Here is an 18752-nt window from a genome sequence, read left to right as displayed (position 1 = left end):
CCTGGCCCTCCCCTGCAGGGAGAAGAGGGGATCTTGAAGCCGGGCGCATCCAATGACCTGGAACGCGCTGTCGGCTGCCTTTTCATTCTCCCCGCCAGCGGGGAGAATGAAAAGGCAGGCCGGATGGGGGGTCTTACATTCCCATCCGGCCAAGACCGTCAGGCCGATTTGAAGCGGGCCATCAATTCGGCACGGGCCGGGTCGGTGAGCGTCACGGCCGCACCGAACTCGAGAGGGGTGAGCGAGGCTTCGTCGGGATAGACGATCTTGTTGGACGTCACGTCGGCCGGCAGCAAGGCGAGTACCCGGCTGTCGGTCGTCGGGGCGCCGTTGGCGATGTGTTCCTTGACGGCATTTTCCGGCGTCATCAGGAAGTCGAGCAGGGCATAGCCCGCCGGCTTGTTGGCGGCGCTCTTCGGGATGGCATAGAAGTCGGTCCAGATCTCGCCGCCGTCGGAGCCGAGGCTGAAAGCGATTTCCGGCATGTCGCGGCTTAGCTGCGCGCCGTCATTGGTCCAGCACATGGTCATCCAGGCGTCGGTAGCGCGCATGCCGGGCTGATAGTCGCTGTTGATGCCGTAGAGATGGGGCTTGACCTTGATCAGCAGTTCTTCGGCCTTGGCAAGCTCGTCGGGCTTGACCGAATTGAAGGAGTAGCCAAGTGAGACCAGCGCGCTGCCGATGGTCGTCAGCTGATAGTCGTGAACCATGGCGCGGCCATCGGCCTCGGTCATTGCGACCTCGAAGAAGTCCTTCCACGAGGTGATCTTGCTCTTGATCTTGGCCGTGTTGACGGCCATGCCCGTCGTACCCCAGTTCTTCGGCAGGGCGTAGGTCACGCCGTCGACGGCGCCTTGCGAAGTGAAGCGCGGCGACTGGCTGGCCTGTGAGAAGGCCGGCACCTTCGACATGTCGAGGGGATCGATCAAGCCGAGCTTCACATAGGTCGAAATGGTGTAGTTGGTCGGTACGAAGAGGTCCCATCCGGTGCCGCCGGCCTGCAGCTTGGCGAGCATCTCCTCGTTGGACCCGAAAACGTTGACTTCGACAGCAACGCCGGTCGCAGCGGTAAAGGCTTCGAAGGTCGCCGGATCGTGATAGTTCGGCCAGGTGGCAAGCGACATGGTCGTGCCGAGGTCTTCGGCATAGGCGTTGGCGTTGAAGACGCCGGGCTGGCGGCCGAGCACCGCTGCAGCAAGGCCCAGGCCGGTGACGCCGAGGAAGTGACGGCGCGAAACCGAACCGCGTTTCAGGCGCATCCATTCGTCGCTCAATTGTTCGGCGGTCACCGGGGCATTTTCTCTGTACCACTTTGTCATGACGCTGTTCCCTTTTTTTTGTCTTGACGAGTACGACCGTTCCTCAGGCCGGAAAAACATGCATTTTGCCGGGATCGAATTTCAGAACGACCCGTTCGCCCGGTGCGACGAGATCGCTTTCCTGCACGCTGCGCCGGTCGGCCGTTACGAGAAAATCGCCCAGTCCGTCGACGTTGATCTGATATTCGGCGGTCGAGCCGAGAAAGATGCGGTGAGTGACGGTGCCCGCGAGTCCATCATCATGCATCGGCTGTTGGCGAACGAGGTCGATGGCCTCGGGGCGCAACGCAACAGTCACGGCACCGGGTGCCATCGCTCCCTTGCCGTCGCGTGCCAGCGCCGTGCCGTTCGAGAGGCGGATCGTCGTTCCATCGGCCTCCAGAGTGGCGGTGATGCGGTTGGTCTTGCCGACGAAATCGGCCACGAAGAGATTGGCCGGGTGGTCGTAGATTGCTTGTGGCTTGTCCACCTGGACGATGCGGCCGGCGTTCATCACGCAGACCATGTCGCTCATCGACAGCGCCTCTTCCTGGTCATGGGTGACGAGAACGAAGGTAATGGCGAGCTCGCGCTGCAGGGTCTGCAGTTCGATTTGCATGGCCGTGCGCAGTTTCTTGTCGAGAGCCGCCAGTGGCTCATCGAGAAGCAGTACCGAGGGCTTGTTGACGATGGCGCGGGCCAGCGCCACACGCTGCTGCTGACCGCCCGACATTTCGTGCACGCGGCGTTTCTCGAAGCCGCCGAGGCGCACCATTTCCAGCGCTTCGCGCGCCCGGCTGGCGATCTCGGCGGCGCCAAGCCTCGGCCGCAACTGCCTCAAGCCGTAGGCGACGTTCTGCTCGACGTTGAAATGCGGAAACAGCGCATAGTGCTGGAAGACCATGTTGACGGGGCGGCGATAGGGCGGCACGCCGTTCATCTCGCGGCCGTTGATCAGCACGGTGCCCTCGCTCGGTTGCTCGAAGCCGCCGATCATCCTCAGGCACGTGGTCTTGCCGCCACCCGACGGTCCGAGCAGGGCTACGAACGCACCCTTCGGCACGGCCAGATTGATGTCCGAGACGGCCGTCACGCTGCCATAGCGCTTGGCGACCGAACGGAACTCGATGTCATTCATCGAAGGCGCTGTCACAACATATTCCCCGCGGTTGTTTTTGATGCCGGGCCTTCTCGCGATCGCCCGGCTTCACACCGTCTGCGTCAAGCCTATTCAAGCTGGTCGATTGCGGTATATACCCCGAAAGAGGTATTCCAAGCCGTTTCCGGATGTGGAGGGTGTATACCCCGGGAGCATTTGCTGCTCTTTTTTGCAATCGGGTGAATGTCGGCATGGATCTTGAAGCCTTGTTCAAAGCCATGGGGCGGATGGTGGGCCAGAGTGCGCCGCGCGATGCGGCGGCGGGCCCCGCCTTCCATGCGCTGATGAAAAGCCTGCTCCGCTTCGATTATGTCGTCGTCTTCGCCTATCGCGGACAGGCACGGCCCATCGATCTATACAGTACGTTCACCGACAAAGAGCACGTCGTCTTCGTCAGCATGTACCAGGCCGGTCCGTATCTGCTCGATCCGTTCTACAGGGCAGCGCGGGAGCCGAAGCCCGGCGTCTGGCGCATGCGAGAGCTGGCGCCAGACCGGTTCTTCTCGAGCGAATACTTCCGCAGCTACTATACCCAGACGGGACTGGCCGAAGAAGTCGGCTTCTTCGTCGCGCTCGACAACGGCATCACGGTCGTTCTCTCGCTGATGCGGCGCGAGCAATCCGGGGTATTCTCCGCTGCCGAATTTGCCCTGCTGAAGAAGGCGGAGCCGGTGGTGGCCGCGCTGGTCCGCCATGCGTGGCCCGATCTCGGTCGCCGCTTCGACATGGCGATTGCCAAGCGCAGCGGAAGGGGGCGCAAGGCTGCCCAACCCGCCGCGGAACGGGTGTGGCGCGATCTCAATCTGACCGACCGTGAAGCCGCCATCGTCGAACTCGTCCTGCAAGGGCACTCGTCGGAATCCGTCGGTCTTCGGCTCGGCATTTCGACGGGAACCGTCAAGGTTCATCGCCGCAACGTCTATCGCAAGCTCGGCATTTCCTCGCAAACGCAATTGCTGTCGATCTATCTCAAGAGCTTGGGGTAGTCGCCCGGCTCTTTGAGATTCGCCCGAGCCTCCAAGCGACGGTGCCGGCAGCAATCGACCACCATGACCGCATCGCCGCATCGTTCCGTTCATAGTGGCGGAACATGCAGCTCTCTACATAAGCGGCGGATCGAATACTCGCAGGATCAGGTCGCGCTGGTGCGCAGGCGTGGGCGCCTTTTCTCTCACCGAAGCCGTTACGCTGGACGGTATCGACCCAGAGACCTACCTGCGCGGCGCCCTCGCCCGCATCGCAGACCATCCGATCGTTCGGTTCGATCACCTGTTGCCCTGGAACTGCCAGGTCACGCCGAAAGTCGCCTGAGAGACGCTTGCTGCGAAAGCGGGACGGCAGGCGCCGTCCCGCCCTCAGGGCATCACAGCGTGGTTTCCGCGTCTTCGGGCGAGTTGCCCATGATCGCACGGTCTTCCTGCATTTCGAGCCACATGGCGTTGACGACCGCGAAGATCGCGGCGAGCGGCAGGCCGAGAAGCCAGGCGAAATACCACATCGTTCTTTCTCCCTCAGTAGACGGTGCTGCTGTTTTCGGTCACGTCCGCTTCGGTCACCTTGCCCCACAGGACCTTGTAGACCCATGCGGTATAGGCAAGGATGATCGGCACGAAGATCACGGCCATCACCAGCATGACGAAGAGAGTCTGGTGCGACGACGACGAATTCCAGACCGTCAGCGACGACTTCGGATCGAGCGAGGACGGCAGGATGAACGGGAACATCGTCAGGCCGACCGAGGCGATGATGCCGGCGATCGAAAGTTTCGAGAACAGCAGCGTTGACACCTCGCGACCGGCCCGGAAGCCGAGATACACGAGGATCGCGCCGGCAAATCCCAGAACCGGAGCAACCGCAATCCACGGCCTCACAGCGTAGGCCGCAAACCACGACGGCGAACGCGCGACCTCGCCGAGCAGCGGGTTGGACGGGCCATCGGTGACGGGGACGCCAACGGTTGCGTAACCGGCGATCCCCGACGTCATCCAGGCGCCGGCGGCCGCATAGGCGACAATCGTCACGACCGCGGCGACGGAGCCGTACATGCGGGCACGCTCCCGCACTGGACCCTCGGTCTTGAGCTGGAGCCAGGCGGCACCGTGCATGACGAGCATCGCCAGCGATACGAGGCCCGCAAGCAGCGCGAAGGGGTTGAGCAGACCGAAGAAGGACCCTTCGTAGAAGATCATCAGGTCCTCGTTGAAGCGGAACGGCACGCCCTGAAGCACGTTGCCCATGGCAACCCCGAAGATCAGGGCCGGCACCGCGCCGCCGACGAACAGCGCCCAGTCCCACGCCGACCGCCAGGTCGCGCTGTCACGCTTCGACCGGTATTTGAAGCCGACCGGCCGCAGGATGAGCGCCGCAAGCACGGCGAACATGGCGAGATAGAAGCCGGAAAAACTGACGGCATAAAGAGGTGGCCAGGCCGCGAAGATCGCCCCGCCGCCGAGGATGAACCAGACCTGGTTGCCTTCCCAGACCGGGCCAATGGTGTTGATGGCCACACGCCGCTCCGGGTCGGTCCTGCCGACGAAGGGCAGGAGGGCGCCGACCCCCATGTCAAAGCCGTCGGTGATCGCGAAGCCTCCGAGCAGCACGCCCAGCAGCACCCACCACATGACGCGTAGCAGTTCGAAGTCGAGGAGTTGATAGAGGATCATGATCTTACTCCGCAGGTTGGGTGAGAGCCGACGAGCTTGTCAGCCGATCGCGGTGTCGTCTCTGCCACTGATCCGTTTCCGGCACGTCGAGGTAGGGTCCCTTGCGGATGTATTTCAGCATCAGGCCCATCTCGATGACGAAGAGCACGGTGTAGAACAGCACGAAGCCTGCGAGCGTGATCGAAAGCTCCGTCACCGAGAGATGCGAGGCGGAGAGCGCCGTCGGCAGCACACCGTCGACGGTCCAGGGCTGGCGGCCGAATTCAGCGACGAACCAGCCGAGCTCCGCGGCAATCCACGGCGTCGGGATGATGATGACCGCGAGCCACAAGGCGACACGCGGGAACTGCATCCTGCGGAAGGACGCCATCCAGAAGAACCAAGCCATGACCGCGATGAAGGAGAAGCCGAGGGCGACCATCAGGCGGAAGGCCCAGAAGAGCGGCCAGACCGTCGGCACGGTGTCGTTGGCCGCCATCTTGATCTGGTCGTCGCTCGCCTGGCGCGGATCGTCTACGTAGCGCTTCAAGAGCAGGGCGAAGCCGAGATCCTTGCTGTGCTCTTCGAAGGTCGTACGGACTTCATCCGAAACCACACCCTTTTCGGCGCGGTAGGTCATCAGCGCGTCATAGGCGATCTGACCGGAACGGATACGATCTTCCGCCTGCTGCACGAGCTCGGAGATGCCGGGGATTTCACCGGTCAGCGAGCGCGTGCCGATCAGGCCCATCACATAGGGGATGTGGAGGGCGTAATGGGTTTCGCGCGCTGCCTGGTCGGGAATGCCGACGAGCGTGAAGGATGCCGGCGCCGGCTGGGTTTCCCACATGCCTTCAATGGCCGCGAGCTTCATCTTCTGGTCATGGGTGACCGAATAACCGGATTCATCGCCGAGAACGACGACGGAGAGTGCCGAGGCGAGGCCGAAGGAGGCCGCAACCGCGATCGACCGGCGGGCAAGGTCCGTGTGACGCCCCTTCAGCAAGTACCATGCGGATACGCCGAGCACGAAGACCGAGGCGGTGACATAGCCGGCGGAGACGGTGTGGACGAATTTCGCCTGCGCGACCTGGTTGAAGACAACATCGAAGAAGGAGGTCATTTCCATCCGCATCGACATCGGGTTGAACTCAGCGCCGACGGGGTTCTGCATCCAGCCATTGGCGATGAGGATCCAGAGAGCGGAAAGGTTCGAACCGATGGCTACAAGCCAGGTGACGACCAGGTGGGCACGCTTGGAGAGTTTGTCCCAGCCAAAGAAGAACAGTCCCACGAAGGTCGCCTCGAGGAAGAAGGCCATCAGCCCTTCGACCGCCAGCGGCGCACCGAAGATGTCACCGACATAGTGGCTGTAATAGCTCCAGTTCATGCCGAACTGGAATTCCATGGTGATGCCGGTGGAGACCCCCAGCACGAAGTTGATGCCGAACAGCGTTCCCCAGAACTTCGTCATCTGTCGCCAGATCGGACGGTTCGTCATCACATAGACCGTTTCCATAATCGCGACGATGATGGAAAGGCCGAGTGTGAGGGGGACGAAGAGGAAGTGGTACATTGCCGTCATCGCAAATTGCAGGCGTGACAGCTCGACTACGTCGATTTCCATGATCTTGCTCTCGGTTGACTAGAACATTCAGCTCAGAAGCATGGTAGGCATGATATGTGTGATCCGAGCGGTACCGTCCATGAGGTGGATCAACGTCGTTTATCGGCCGGACCGCTGCTATCGAAGTGGATTCGGAGGACCGATTTCAAGCTGGCGATCGGCCCAGGCACGTTCCTCCGCACGATGGGCAGCGACCACTATCGCGGCCCGCGGAAATGCCGAACGCAGCCGTGCAAGTATATCGCACGCGGTCTCGACGTCCAACCCTTCGGTCGGCTCGTCCAGAAGGATGATCGAGGGCCGGCGCAGCAGCATCCGGGCGAGTGCGAGGCGGCGCCTTTCGCCGCCCGAAAGACCCTGCCCGCCCTCGCCGAGCGGATACCGCAGCCCACCTTTGGCAGTCACGACCTCGTCGAGGCAGGCGATCCGCAGGCTCTCCCAAAGCATGTCATCACCGGCCGCGGGCGCCGCAAGGCGCAGATTGTCGGCGATCGCGCCACTGACGAGTGCGGCGCGTTGCGGCAGGTAGCCGATAAAGCCCGCGCGCTCCGCCTCCCCGCAGGCGGCTATCGGCCGACCCTCCAGACTAACGGTACCTTCCGTGGGTTCGACGAGGCCACGGATGATGTTGAGAAGAGTGGTCTTTCCAGAGCCGCTTTCGCCGACGAGCGCCAGCGTCTCGCCGCGGCCGACGGAGAAATCCAGACCTTCGAAAAGCGCGCGGTTCCCCCGGCGATAGACCAGTTCGTGGCCTGAAAGTACCGCCGAGTCGCTGGAGACGACCGGCGACGACGCCGGTTCTCGCGGCACTGCCCGGGGCGCCCCCGCGAACTGGGCCTCGATCCGCCGCGCCGCTTGCGTCATCTTGCCAAGCTCGGCGATGCCGCGCGCAAGCGGGGCTGCGGTCTCCACCAGCGCGAGTGCCACAAAGAAACCCAGCGCCGCGCTCGCCGGATCGATGCGTCCCTGCCCCGCAGCCAGACCACCGACGAGCAGTGCGCCGCCAGCCGCGACGCTGCCCGCGAAACCGAGAAGCAGTGTCGACGTCCGCTCGACCACATCGATCCGCGATTGCGCATGCTGCATCCGGCGATGGGCATCGAGGACGGATCGGCGATAGTCCTCCAGACGGCCGCTGACTGCGAGCTCGGTGCGGCCGCGCATCATGTCGATGAAACGCATGCGCAAGGCTTGCGCCGATCGCTGCCCGAGCCGGGAAGGCTTTCGCGAAGCGCGTGCCCCGACGATCAGCGCGGCGGCCAGACCGACGAGATAGCTACCGATCTCGAGAACGGCGACCGACGAGAGGACGAGCCGGTCGATCAGGAAGAAGGTGGCGGCAAGCACAAATGCCGCCGCGACCGCCGGCATCACGAGCCGCAACGCGACGCCGTCAAGGGCGTCGACATCGATCGTCAGGTGGTTGAGCCGCTCGGAGCCACGCAGACGGGACAGAAGAATGGCCGGCTTGCGGAGCATGGCCTCCAGCAGGGCCACACGCAGATCGGCAAGCCCCTTGAGGGTGGCATCGTGCGTCGCAAGCCTCTCGCCGTAACGAGCGACCGCACGTCCAAGCGCGAGAAAGCGCACGCCGGCACTCGGCCGGAACACATCGAAGGTCAGTCCGGCGCCGGCCAGCCCCGCCATGCCGGCGGCAGTGATGAACCAGCCGGAGAGACCAAGTAGCGCCAGACCGGCTGCGAGCACGCAGACGGAAAGCAGGATGCCGACGGCGAGAGAGCCCATGCGATCTCGCCAGACGCGCCGAAAAACCCTGATTAGTGCCGTCATCTTCCGGCCTCCAGGGTAATCACTCGGTCGAACCGGGCGATGAGACGCGGATCATGGGTCGCAATCACGAGCGTCGCACCCTGCCGGCCGATGTTTTCCAGCGCTTCGGCGATCCGGCCGGCCGTCGCGGTGTCGAGGTCGGCAGTCGGCTCGTCGGCGAAGATCACCTTTGCGTCCGCATAGACGGCACGGGCGATCGTCAGACGACGGGCCTCCCCGCCCGAAACGCCGCTGCCGTTTTCGCCGAGACGGGTGTCGGCGCCCCGGGCCAGGGCGGCCACGACACCATCGGCAGCCGCGTCGGCGAGCGCGGCATCGAACCGGTCTCTGTCGATCCGGTCACCTGCCAAGGCGACGTTGGCGCGCAGGCTTGCGTTCAGCATATGCGGATGCTGGCCAACGAAACCGGTCATGCCTCTCCACGCATCAGCCAGATCGTCATCGAGCAGATGCCCGCCGATCTCGACGCGGCCTGAGGATGGGCGCGCGAGTCCGCAAAGCAGGCCGATGAAGGTCGTCTTGCCGGCCCCGCTCGGGCCGCAGATCGCCACCTTCTCGCCCGGCATGATCTCAATGTCGGGGAAGGCTATCTCCCGTCCGCCTGCCTCGTAACGGAGCCCCCTGGTTGCGATCGTCAACGCACCCGCGAGACGGCTGTCGGCTCTTGCTCCGCGTCCGAGGATGCGCGGGCGCGGATTGATTTCGCGCTCGGCGAGCTCGCCCGCGACTGCCAGTGCAGCGGCCTTGTCGTGCCAGGCGGCGGCAAGATCGCGCAACGGCTGGAAGAAGTCGGGAGCCAGCAACAGGATGAGGATACCTTCCGCCACCGTCAGAGGCGTTTCGTAGGCACCGAACGTAAAGGTTCCGAGCAGCGCGAAACCGACATAGACGGCGACCAGCGCAATGCCGATCGCCGAGAAGAGTTCCAGGACGGTCGAGGAAAGGAAGGCGATCCTCAAAACCCCCATGGTCTTCGCCCGCAATGTCTCGGCCGACTGGCGGAAGCGTTCGACAGTCAATGCCTCGGCGTTCAGCAGGCGGATGTCCGATGCGGCATTCAGCCATTCGAGCAGCGTGGAATTGAGGGTGCCGGTGGCGGCCATCTGTTTCTCGCTCGCCTGCCTTGCCGCGATCCCAATCAGCGCCATGAACACCGGGATCAACGGTCCGGCGACGAGAAGCACCACGCCGGCGAGCCAGGACATCGACGCGGTGACGACCAGGATGACGGCAGGGACCGTCGCGACCTTGACCGCGGCGAGACGATAGCGGCTTGCCCATGGCAGCAGGGCGTCGAGCTTGCCGGCAAGCAAGGTCGCGAGAGCCGCCGACGTCTGGCTGCTGCCCGCAAGGGGCGACGCGAGGCTCTCCCGTTCGACGAGGTCGATCCGCTCCCGCTCGATCAGTCGTTGCCCGATACCAAAAGCCCGCCGCCCCGCCAGAGCGTCGAGGAGGTGACGCATAAGCCCGAGAGCAATGAAGGCGCCAGTGGTGACGACCGGGCCCAGGCCCGGCGTTCTCCCCTCGACCAATGGCGCCAGGAACTGACTGACCAGCCATGCCTGCGGCAGCCAGAGCAAGGCCGCCAGAACAGACAGACTGCTGGCTGTCGCCATGGCACCGCTATCGCGGCGCGCCATTTGCATCAGCCGCCCGCGGGCGGGGTCGCTCTTGATCTTCTCGGTTCTGGACAAGGCGCGCCTAAAGGGAGGTCTAGGATGCGTTCTCGCGGCAGACTACCGGCGTAGCTGATCATGATCAAATTCCAAATTGTCGCGCTGCGGCAAATGGAGTGCCAGGCGAGCATGCCAGCGGAAGGGGAATTGGTGTAATACAACACTCGCCATCCGGACCCATCCGGCAATCAGGGCCTTGATGTTCTGCGCCTTCAATGCGCATGTCACCATACGCAAGCTGGGCATCGCCGATTTGCATCCCTCTCGGAGATTAACGTCGGTGCCGTCTCTCGGATTATCGACGCCGATCTTCCCTTCGCAGAGTGTTTCAACCCCACCATCACCCGCCCCCTGGTCGACAGCTGCTGGTTACGCAATGCCATTCACGACGCGGTGGAGGCCTTTTATGCATCACTCGACAAGATGCGCCTGTCCGATCTGGTCGAGGGCAATGACGGCCTTGTTGCGTTTGAATGGCTAGTGCGGTCCGCAAAGTGATGCACTGACCTTCCTGCCGGCACCTTATGCAACGGAAGTCGGTTCGCGACGCGCTATCTAGAAGCGGACTTTCTGCCCCTACTCGCCGAAGCAACTGTTGTCGACAAAAAAGGCGGCTCAAAAGGTTAATGCACTCGCTGCAGTTCCATATTGATCTGTCGCAAAACCGCTAGGTGATTTCTATGCGAAAATAATAAATAAATAAGTGACTAGCCGGGCGTTTGAGAGGAGTAGGCGATGGATTTCAAGATCCCTGAGCCGCTGCAAGCAGAGCACGCCGAGCTTCACGCGGAGCTGCTCGACGCGACGAGAGCAGGCGGCCGTATCGGTGAAGCGGCGGCGGAGGTCGCGAAACGGCTGCATCCGCATTTCGTTCGTGAGGAAGAGATCGCTCTACCTCCACTTTGTCTGCTTGCGCCGTTGGCGTCGGGAACTGTCGTGCCGGAGATGGCCGATGTTCTCGCCCTAACAGATAGGCTTGAGGCCGAGCTGCCCAGCATGCTGGCCGAGCATAAGCAGATCGTGGAGGCGCTCGGCGATCTGGTGGCTGCCGCGAAGGTCGAGAAGAAACCCAAGTACGCGCATTTTGCCGAGAAGCTGATCTCGCACGCCCACACCGAAGAAGAAGTCCTCTACCCGGCCGCCCTCCTCGTCGGCCGCTATTTGAAGCTCAGACTTGGAAAGTAGGCGCGCTGGAGGCAGCAATTTTTCCGCTGATCAAACCTCCAGGACGAACTCACACTTCCGGTCCGCTTTCCGTGTGTCCGCGGACACAGCAAACCGACTGATCTCCGCGATGATGGCGTGAAAGCTGCGGCGGGCCCGATCACTCGTGGTCCGCGCACGCAGATAGCCATGCGGCAGCTGGGGTTCATTGCGCCAGCTTGCCGGCACACGCGCCGCTGAAAGCCGTTCGGCATAGGCCTTGCCGTCATCACGCAGAGGATCGACGTCCGCCGTTACGATGAAGGCAGGGGCCAGCCCGGACAGATCGGAGGCCATGAGGGGCCGCGCGACCGGATCGGTCACGGGCGCGCAGCCAAAGAGAATGTCCCTATAAGCAAGCACGTCGCTTGCACGCAGCAACGGCGCTTCGGCGTTCTCTCGGTAGGACGGCGCATCGCCCTCGCCGCCAAGTCCTGGATAGATCAGCACCTGGCCAAGCGGTTGCCGCTTGCCCTTCTGCGAAAGACAAAGTGCTGCGGCCAGCATACCGCCAGCACTGTCGCCGACCACGACGGCGGCCCGGTCGAGCGCGCGCCAGACCGCCTCCACGTCCTGGATCTGGGCGGGCCAAAGGTGTTCAGGCGCAAGGCGGTAATCCACGGAGACGACCTGCAAGCCGACTGCATCGGCGATTTCCGCGCAGACATCGTCGTGGCTGTCGAGCCCGCCGACGACAAATCCGCCGCCATGTAGATAAAGGATGCAGACGGGCGTCTCGGAGCCATAAAGCCTGCACGGCACGCCACCGATCCGGCGATCCGTCACAATCATGCCGTCCGGACGCGGTGCACGGAAGCGCGCGCACATGGCATCGTAATAGGCACGGTTTTCAGCCGCACCGGCTGTGTTTGCCTCCGGCGGATAGCTGGCTTCGGTCGCGGCGATAAAGGCCAGGACCTGGCTATCATCGATCATGCCGCATGCCCTCGATGTGGCGCTTCAGCCAATCCGGATCCATCTGCGGGACAGAGGCGAGCAACTGGCGTGTGTAGTCGTGGCGCGGCGGATCCATGACCTCCCTCTTGCTGCCCTTGTCCTGCACCGTGCCGCCCTTCATCACCACCACCTCGTCGGCAATGGCGCGCACGGTATCGATGTCGTGCGTGATGAACATGTAGGAGACGCCAGTTTCATCCTGAAGGCGGCTGAGCAGGCGCAAGATCCCCTCGGCCACAAGCTGGTCGAGCGCGCTCGTCACTTCGTCACAGATGATGATTTCCGGATTGGCCGCCAGCGCCCGGGCGATGCCGATGCGCTGTTTCTGCCCGCCCGACAGTTCGCCAGGCCGCCGATCGAGAAACTGTTTTGGCTGAAGCTCGATCTGCTCCATCAATTCGAACAGGCGTCGTTCCCGTGCCTCCCCCTTGAGCCCCAGGTAGAATTGCAGCGGGCGGGACAGGATCTGGCGAATGGTCTGGCGCGGGTTCAACGCCGTATCGGCCGTCTGATAGATCATCTGGATCTTGCGCAATTGCTCGCGCGATCGGTGAGTGAGGCTCGGCGGCAGCACCTCGCCGTTCAGCGATATCGAGCCGATGCGCGGCGGCAACAGACCGGTTACGACACGGGCCGTTGTCGATTTGCCGGAGCCGGATTCCCCGACGACCGCCACCGTTGCACCACGGGGAATGGCAAAATCGACGTCACGCAGCACGTCGAGCCGGCCATAGCCCGCCGTCACGTTGCTGATGCTGACGACCGGCGCTTCCATATTTCTCAGGCGACGCTCGGGGCGCCTGAATTCGCGCACGGCCCAAAGTGAGCGGGTATAGTCCTTGATCGGCGCCTCCATGATCTGCCGGGTTGGAGCCTCCTCGACCTCGAGACCATGGCGCATGACCTTGATGCGGTCGGCCATCTGCGCAACGACGGCCAGATCGTGTGTGATGTAGATTGCAGCGGTACTGGATGTCTCAACGGCTTCGCGGATGGCAGTCAGAACGCCGATCTGGGTGGTGACGTCCAAAGCCGTGGTCGGCTCGTCGAAGACGATCAGGTCGGGCTTGCAGGCCATGGCCATCGCGACCATTGCACGTTGCAGCTGACCGCCCGAGACTTGGTGGGGAAAGCGAAGCCCGAAATTTGCCGGATCGGGCAATTGCATGCTGGCATAGAGCTGGCGGGCGAATATCTCGGTGTCCGACCGACTGGCCGTACCGTGGATTGCCGGGCCCTCACAAAACTGGTCAAGGAGCCGCCAGGCCGGGTTGAAGCTGGCGGCTGCCGATTGTGCGACGTAGGCGACACGCCGTCCGCGATAGGCTGATCTCTCCCGCTCCGACAGGCGCAGAAGATCCACGCCCTCGAAGAGGACGCGCCCGCCGGAGAAGCGAAGGCCTGCCTGGACAAAGCCCATCGCGGCAAGGCCGAGCGTGGACTTGCCGGCACCGGATTCGCCGATGAGGCCGACGACTTCGCCGCGTCCGATCTCGAGGTCGACGCCGTGCAGGATCGGAGACCATCCCGCTTCGCCCTTCGCTTCGACCTTCAGGTTCTCGATCTTCAACAACATGGCGTCAGTCTTTCAGCCCAGAGGCGCGGTGCAACATCCAGTCCACCACGAAATTGATCGCGACGGTCAATGTTGCGATGCAGGCGGCGGGCAGAAGAGGCGTGATGTCGCCGAAGGTGATCAGCGCGGCATTGTCGCGCACCATGGCACCCCAGTCAGCCATCGGCGGCGGCAGGCCAAGGCCCAGGAAAGCGAGCGCCGAAATGGTCAGGAAGACGAAACAGAAGCGCAGGCCGAACTCGGCGACGAGCGGCGCCGCGATGTTGGGTAGCACTTCCCGGATTATAATCCATGCGGTGCCGTCGCCGCGCAGCTTCGCCGCCTCGACATAATCCATCACCATGACGTTTGCCGCCGTCGCCCGGGCCAGACGGAAGACGCGTGTGGAATCGAGGATCGCAACGATCAGGATCAGGTTGACGACCCCCGGCCCGACCGCCGACAGCGCCAGCAAGGTGAGGATCAACGGCGGCACGGCCATCATCACATCGATGAGACGCGAGAGAACAAGATCGAACCAGCCGCCAAGAGCGGCGGCGAGAAGTCCGATCACGGCGCCGAGCGAAAAAGCCATGACCGTCGTGATCGTGGCAATTCCGACCGTGTTTCGCGCGCCCCAGACGAGGCGCGAGAGCATGTCACGTCCGAGCGCATCGGTGCCCAGAGGATAGGTTGCGCTCCAGGGTTCGAACTGCGCGCCGACAATTTCGGCCTGGCCATGCGGCGCAATCAGCGATGCAAACGCCGCGATGAGGATGTAAACGGTGACGACGAAAAGGCCGATGAGGGCGCCTGCCGGCATGGTTCTGATGGTTCGCGTGAGGCTTGCCATGACGTCACCTCGGGTGAAGGAGGCGCGGATTGGTGGCGATCGCCAGCACATCGGCCAGGAGATTGAGCAGAATATAGACGCAGGCAAAGATCAGGGCACAGGCCTGCACCACCGGCATGTCGCGATTGGTGACACTGTCGACCATCAGCTGACCCAGACCGGGATAGACAAAGACGACCTCGACGATGACCACGCCGGTGATCAGCCAGGCGATGTTGATCGCAATGACATTGGAAATCGGGGCAAGGGCATTGGGGAGCGCATGCCTGGTAATGGTCCGCCAGCGCGAAGCACCCTTGAGACGCGCCATCGTGATATAGGGCTCCGCCAGCACGTTCAGCACGGCAGCCCGTGTCATGCGCATCATATGCGCGGTGACGACGAGGACCAGCGTCATGGCGGGAAGCAGGGCGCGGCGCAGCATGTCGAGAAGGTCGGGCGCGGCACCGGGATCGGCAATCGACGGAAGCCAGCCCATATGGACCGAGAGCCAGAACATCAGGATATAGGCGATGAAGAACTCGGGAAATGAGATCGCCGACAGGGTAAGGGTGTTGGCCAGCCTGTCGAACCAACTGCCACGCCACAACGCCGTCAGAAGCCCCAGAAGGACCGCCAGTGGTATGGCGATGGCCGCCGCGTAGGCGGCCAGAAACAAGGTGTTGCCAAGACGCGCCGCAAGCAGCTCCGACACCGGCCGGCCATTCGCGAGCGAGTGGCCGAAATCGCCGGTCAAGACACCGCCTATCCACGTCAGGTAGCGAAGCGCCAAGGGTTGGTCGAGGCCGAGCTCGCGCCGGAATGCGGCAACGGTTTCCGGTGTTGCCGATTGTCCGAGAACCTGCTGGGCGATATCGCCCGGCAGCAGGCTGACGGCAAGAAAGATCAGGACGGAGATCACGAGCAGAGTGAACAGGCCGAGACCCAGGCGCACGACGATCATGCGCAGAATGGGCCGCCCTCCCCCGCTTTTCATGCCGACGCCTCCTTCAGCCTCACGGCGCGTATGCCGACGCCCGCGTGACCGGGATGCGGCGCGTGATCCTGCGCGATGATCGCTTCGAGCGCGCGCATCAACTCCCTCGGCATTGCTACAGTGCGGTTTGCCCTGGTGTCGACGTGGAGTAGCATATGCTCTCCGGTTGCGACTGTCTCTCCACTGTCGTTCATGATCGCATGGTGCAGGCGCAGCCGCTTCTCGTCATAGCCGAGAAGCCGCGTTTCCACGATCAGCCGCATTCCCCCCTTCACTTCGCCCAGGTGCCGGATATGGGTTTCGACCGTGTAGGCGGAATGGCCGCCGGCGCGGTACTCTGCGTCGAGCCCGATATGGATGAGGAATGCGTCCGTGGCATCGCCCAGGACCTGGAGATAGCGGAACTCGGTCATGTGTCCGTTATAGTCCAGCCAGCCGCCGGTCACGCGCGCTTCGTGCAGCCGGAGCGGATAGCCGGCAGCTTTCTTGCCCTCTCGCGCATAGAAGCGATTTTCCATGGTGCTGACGGTCTTGCCGACGCCCCAGTCATTGGCCTTCAGCGCGTGGAAGATGCCGATCAGGTTGCTATCCCGGATGCGCTCCAGCTCGCGGATCGAATAGGCACCCGATTGCAGGTCGGATTGCGCCGCGATGCGATCGACGAGGTCGTCATCAAGATCGGGCACGTCCATGAGCTTGGTCCAGGGCCATTTGAGCGCCGGGCCGAACTGACCAAGGAAATGGCGCATGCCGGCCTCTCCTCCGGCGATGCGATAGGTTTCGAAGAGGCCCATCTGAGCCCAGCGCAGGCCGAAACCGTAGCGGATGATGTCGTCGATCTCCTGGGTGGTGGCGATGCCGTCCTTGATCAGCCACAGGGCTTCGCGCCAGACGGCCTCCAGCAACCGGTCGCCGATATGGGCATCGATTTCCCGGGCGATCTGCACCGGCTTCATGCCGACGGATTCCAGGAGTGCCGATGCCCTTTGTGCGGCCTCACCGCCACCGACAATCTCCACCACCGGCAGAAGGTAAACCGGATTGAAGGGATGCGCGACGAGCATGCGCTCGGGGTGTATGGCTCCCTCGCGCAATTCAGACGGCTTGAACCCGGATGTGGACGAGGCGAGGATCGCCTGCGGCGGTGCCGCAGCCTCGATCTCGGCGATGATCCGGTGCTTCAGGTCCAGCCGTTCGGGAACACTTTCCTGGATGTAGTCTGCATCGGAGACCGCCTCGGCGATCGAGGCCGCCCAGCTTATCGTTCCTGGCGGGGGAAGCGGCGCCTGGTAGAGCCGTTCCCAGGCGTCGCCGGCATTGGCCATCACCTCCCCCACGATGCGTTTGGCCTCGGGATGAGGGTCGAAAACCGTGACGTCATGACCAGCCAGAATGAAGCGAGCGATCCAGCCACCGCCGATGACGCCGCCGCCAATTGCTGCGATCTTCATGCCTGCCACCACCGTTCAACGATCTTCCAGCCATCGAAGAAACGGTTGTTGGCGACGGGGCCATGGGCAACCTTGTCGTTGGATACATCGATGTAGTTGACGAAAATCGGGATGATCGTACCGCCATCCTCGCTGACCAGACCCTGCATCTCATGATACATTTCTGCGCGCAGCTTTTCGTCCAGCGTCGTGCGGGCCTTGACCAGAAGCGAATTGAAACGCTCGTTGTCCCAGTGGCTTTCATTCCAGTCGACACCCTTGGCGTAGACAAGGCTGAACATATCGTCCTCGGTCGGCCGTCCATTCCAGTAGCTGACGCAGAAGGGTTTCTTGAGCCAGACATTCGACCAGTAGCCGTCATCGGGCTCGCGCTTGATGCCGAGGTCGATCCCGGCCGCCTTCGCCGACTGCTGAAACAGCTGCACCATGGCGAGCGACCCGACGGAAGCCGCGTCCGAGGCAGCAATTTCGACTCTCAGCGCCTCCATGCCGGCCTTCTTGAGATAGTGCTTCGCCTTGTCGGGATCATAGGCATGCTGGGGCAGGTCAGCTGCATAAAACCGGTTGGCGGGAGCAATGGGGCTGTCATTTGCAATCTGACCATGCCCATGCAGAACTTTTTCCAGCACTTCCTTGCGGTCGATGGCGTATTTGAGCGCGAGGCGAACATTGGGGTCGTTGAAGGGCGCGACGTCGCAGAACATCGGCATGGCGTAATGTGCGGTGCCGGTTACCTCCGTGACCTGAATCCCCGGACGACGCAGCAGCAGGGGAAGGGTTGCGAGATCCGGTGAGTTGATCACATCGACTTCGCCCGTCATCAGAGCGTTCTGACGCGCCGTGGCATCGTTGATGGTCGACAGGACGGCTTCGTCGAACCAGGCGCGATCCGACTTCCAGTAATCATCCCGGCGCTTCAACGTAATGCGAACGCCCGGTTCGAAATCCGCAAGCGCATAGCCGCCGGTGCCGAGTTTTGACTGCCAGTTCAGCGTGCCGTCGTCATTGGCGGGCATGATGACGAAGTGGTAGTCGGATGTCAGATAGGCAAAATCCGCGTTGCCGGATTTCAGCTCGAAGATGACCACGTGATCGCCATCGGCGCGGATGTCCGCCAACTGCTCGAGAGAGCCCTTTGCACCGGACTTGGTATCCTTGCCGCGATGATGGTTGAACGAGGCGATGACGTCTTTTGCGGTCAGCTTGCGGCCATCGGAAAATGTCGCCGTCTGACGGAGCTTGAAGGTCCAGACGCGCGCCTCCGCATCGGACTCGAAGCTTTCAGCCAGTTCCGGCACCGCTTTACCTTCAGCATCGATCTCCACGAGATTGTTGCAGACCGCGAGCATCGCGGTCACGACCGGACCGGCCGCAAATGTGGCGGGGTCGAGCGTGTCGGACGTTGCGCCACCGAGATGGCCGATGCGCAAGGTGCCTCCGCGCTTGGGGTCGGCAGCTCTTGCCCCGCGAGGCAGGACCAGCCCGGCGGCAGCGAGACCTGCTGCCCCGGCCAAAAGGCTGCGACGCGTCATATCAAATAGTGCTGTGCTCATTGCAACTGTTC

16 protein-coding genes are annotated in these 18752 nt (G+C 62.9%); 3 read left to right on the top strand and 13 right to left on the bottom strand.

Annotated features, from left to right (window positions below):
- Positions 1 to 158: 158 nt before the first annotated feature.
- Complete coding sequence (locus ACM6UT_RS12080) at positions 159 to 1319, bottom strand: polyamine ABC transporter substrate-binding protein (protein ID WP_416797593.1); 1161 nt, start codon at positions 1317 to 1319, stop codon at positions 159 to 161.
- A 43-nt stretch (positions 1320 to 1362) separates the two neighbouring features.
- The gene (locus tag ACM6UT_RS12075; RefSeq protein ID WP_416797742.1) at positions 1363 to 2436 is read right to left on the bottom strand and encodes an ABC transporter ATP-binding protein; all 1074 of its coding nucleotides are present in this window, start codon (positions 2434 to 2436) and stop codon (positions 1363 to 1365) included.
- A 212-nt stretch (positions 2437 to 2648) separates the two neighbouring features.
- Here ACM6UT_RS12075 and ACM6UT_RS12070 point away from each other — a divergent pair, with 212 nt between their 5' ends.
- A complete protein-coding gene (locus ACM6UT_RS12070) occupies positions 2649 to 3443 on the top strand; it encodes a helix-turn-helix transcriptional regulator (RefSeq protein WP_416797592.1) in 795 nt (264 codons plus the stop codon).
- A gap of 94 nt (positions 3444 to 3537) precedes the next feature.
- Positions 3538 to 3768 (top strand): transposase domain-containing protein, encoded by a 231-nt coding sequence (locus ACM6UT_RS12065; protein ID WP_416797591.1) that lies wholly within the window; start codon positions 3538 to 3540, stop codon positions 3766 to 3768.
- Positions 3769 to 3820: 52 nt separating this feature from the next.
- On the opposite strand, the gene cydX is transcribed toward ACM6UT_RS12065, so the two are convergent.
- The 5 genes from cydX to cydD form a co-directional block, all read right to left on the bottom strand.
- A complete protein-coding gene (gene cydX / locus ACM6UT_RS12060; RefSeq protein WP_416797590.1) occupies positions 3821 to 3955 on the bottom strand; it encodes a cytochrome bd-I oxidase subunit CydX in 135 nt (44 codons plus the stop codon).
- 13 nt (positions 3956 to 3968) lie between these two features.
- Complete coding sequence (gene cydB, locus ACM6UT_RS12055) at positions 3969 to 5120, bottom strand: cytochrome d ubiquinol oxidase subunit II (RefSeq protein ID WP_416797589.1); 1152 nt, start codon at positions 5118 to 5120, stop codon at positions 3969 to 3971.
- A 4-nt stretch (positions 5121 to 5124) separates the two neighbouring features.
- A complete protein-coding gene (locus ACM6UT_RS12050; RefSeq protein ID WP_416797588.1) occupies positions 5125 to 6726 on the bottom strand; it encodes a cytochrome ubiquinol oxidase subunit I in 1602 nt (533 codons plus the stop codon).
- A gap of 117 nt (positions 6727 to 6843) precedes the next feature.
- A complete protein-coding gene (gene cydC / locus ACM6UT_RS12045) occupies positions 6844 to 8517 on the bottom strand; it encodes a thiol reductant ABC exporter subunit CydC (RefSeq protein WP_416797587.1) in 1674 nt (557 codons plus the stop codon).
- Positions 8514 to 10211, bottom strand: coding sequence for a thiol reductant ABC exporter subunit CydD (gene cydD, locus ACM6UT_RS12040; protein WP_416797586.1), 1698 nt, complete (start codon positions 10209 to 10211; stop codon positions 8514 to 8516). The genes cydC and cydD overlap by 4 nt, the downstream gene beginning before the upstream one ends.
- 717 nt (positions 10212 to 10928) lie before the next feature.
- Here cydD and ACM6UT_RS12035 point away from each other — a divergent pair.
- Entirely contained in the window at positions 10929 to 11378 is a 450-nt protein-coding gene (locus tag ACM6UT_RS12035; RefSeq protein WP_416797585.1) for a hemerythrin domain-containing protein, read from the top strand.
- A gap of 30 nt (positions 11379 to 11408) precedes the next feature.
- On the opposite strand, the gene ACM6UT_RS12030 is transcribed toward ACM6UT_RS12035, so the two are convergent.
- The 6 genes from ACM6UT_RS12030 to ACM6UT_RS12005 are packed head-to-tail and all read right to left on the bottom strand — an operon-like array spanning position 11409 to position 18741.
- Complete coding sequence (locus ACM6UT_RS12030; protein WP_416797584.1) at positions 11409 to 12332, bottom strand: alpha/beta hydrolase; 924 nt, start codon at positions 12330 to 12332, stop codon at positions 11409 to 11411.
- Entirely contained in the window at positions 12322 to 13929 is a 1608-nt protein-coding gene (locus ACM6UT_RS12025) for an ABC transporter ATP-binding protein (RefSeq protein WP_416797583.1), read from the bottom strand. Before ACM6UT_RS12025 ends, ACM6UT_RS12030 begins: the two co-directional genes overlap by 11 nt.
- A 4-nt stretch (positions 13930 to 13933) precedes the next feature.
- Positions 13934 to 14761 (bottom strand): ABC transporter permease, encoded by an 828-nt coding sequence (locus ACM6UT_RS12020; protein WP_416797582.1) that lies wholly within the window; start codon positions 14759 to 14761, stop codon positions 13934 to 13936.
- A 4-nt stretch (positions 14762 to 14765) separates the two neighbouring features.
- Positions 14766 to 15737 carry an ABC transporter permease gene (locus ACM6UT_RS12015; protein WP_416797581.1) on the bottom strand — a complete coding sequence of 324 codons (972 nt, stop codon included), beginning with the start codon at positions 15735 to 15737 and terminating at the stop codon, positions 14766 to 14768.
- Complete coding sequence (locus ACM6UT_RS12010) at positions 15734 to 17188, bottom strand: carnitine 3-dehydrogenase (RefSeq protein ID WP_416797579.1); 1455 nt, start codon at positions 17186 to 17188, stop codon at positions 15734 to 15736. Before ACM6UT_RS12010 ends, ACM6UT_RS12015 begins: the two co-directional genes overlap by 4 nt.
- Positions 17185 to 18741: an ABC transporter substrate-binding protein gene (locus tag ACM6UT_RS12005; protein ID WP_416797578.1), complete on the bottom strand. Its 1557-nt coding sequence runs from the start codon at positions 18739 to 18741 to the stop codon at positions 17185 to 17187. The genes ACM6UT_RS12010 and ACM6UT_RS12005 overlap by 4 nt, the downstream gene beginning before the upstream one ends.
- Positions 18742 to 18752 lie beyond the last annotated feature (11 nt).

The sequence above is a fragment of the Ciceribacter azotifigens genome, assembly GCF_048159625.1.
Taxonomy (GTDB): domain Bacteria; phylum Pseudomonadota; class Alphaproteobacteria; order Rhizobiales; family Rhizobiaceae; genus Allorhizobium; species Allorhizobium azotifigens.
This window is presented reverse-complemented; position numbering and strand designations above follow the sequence as displayed.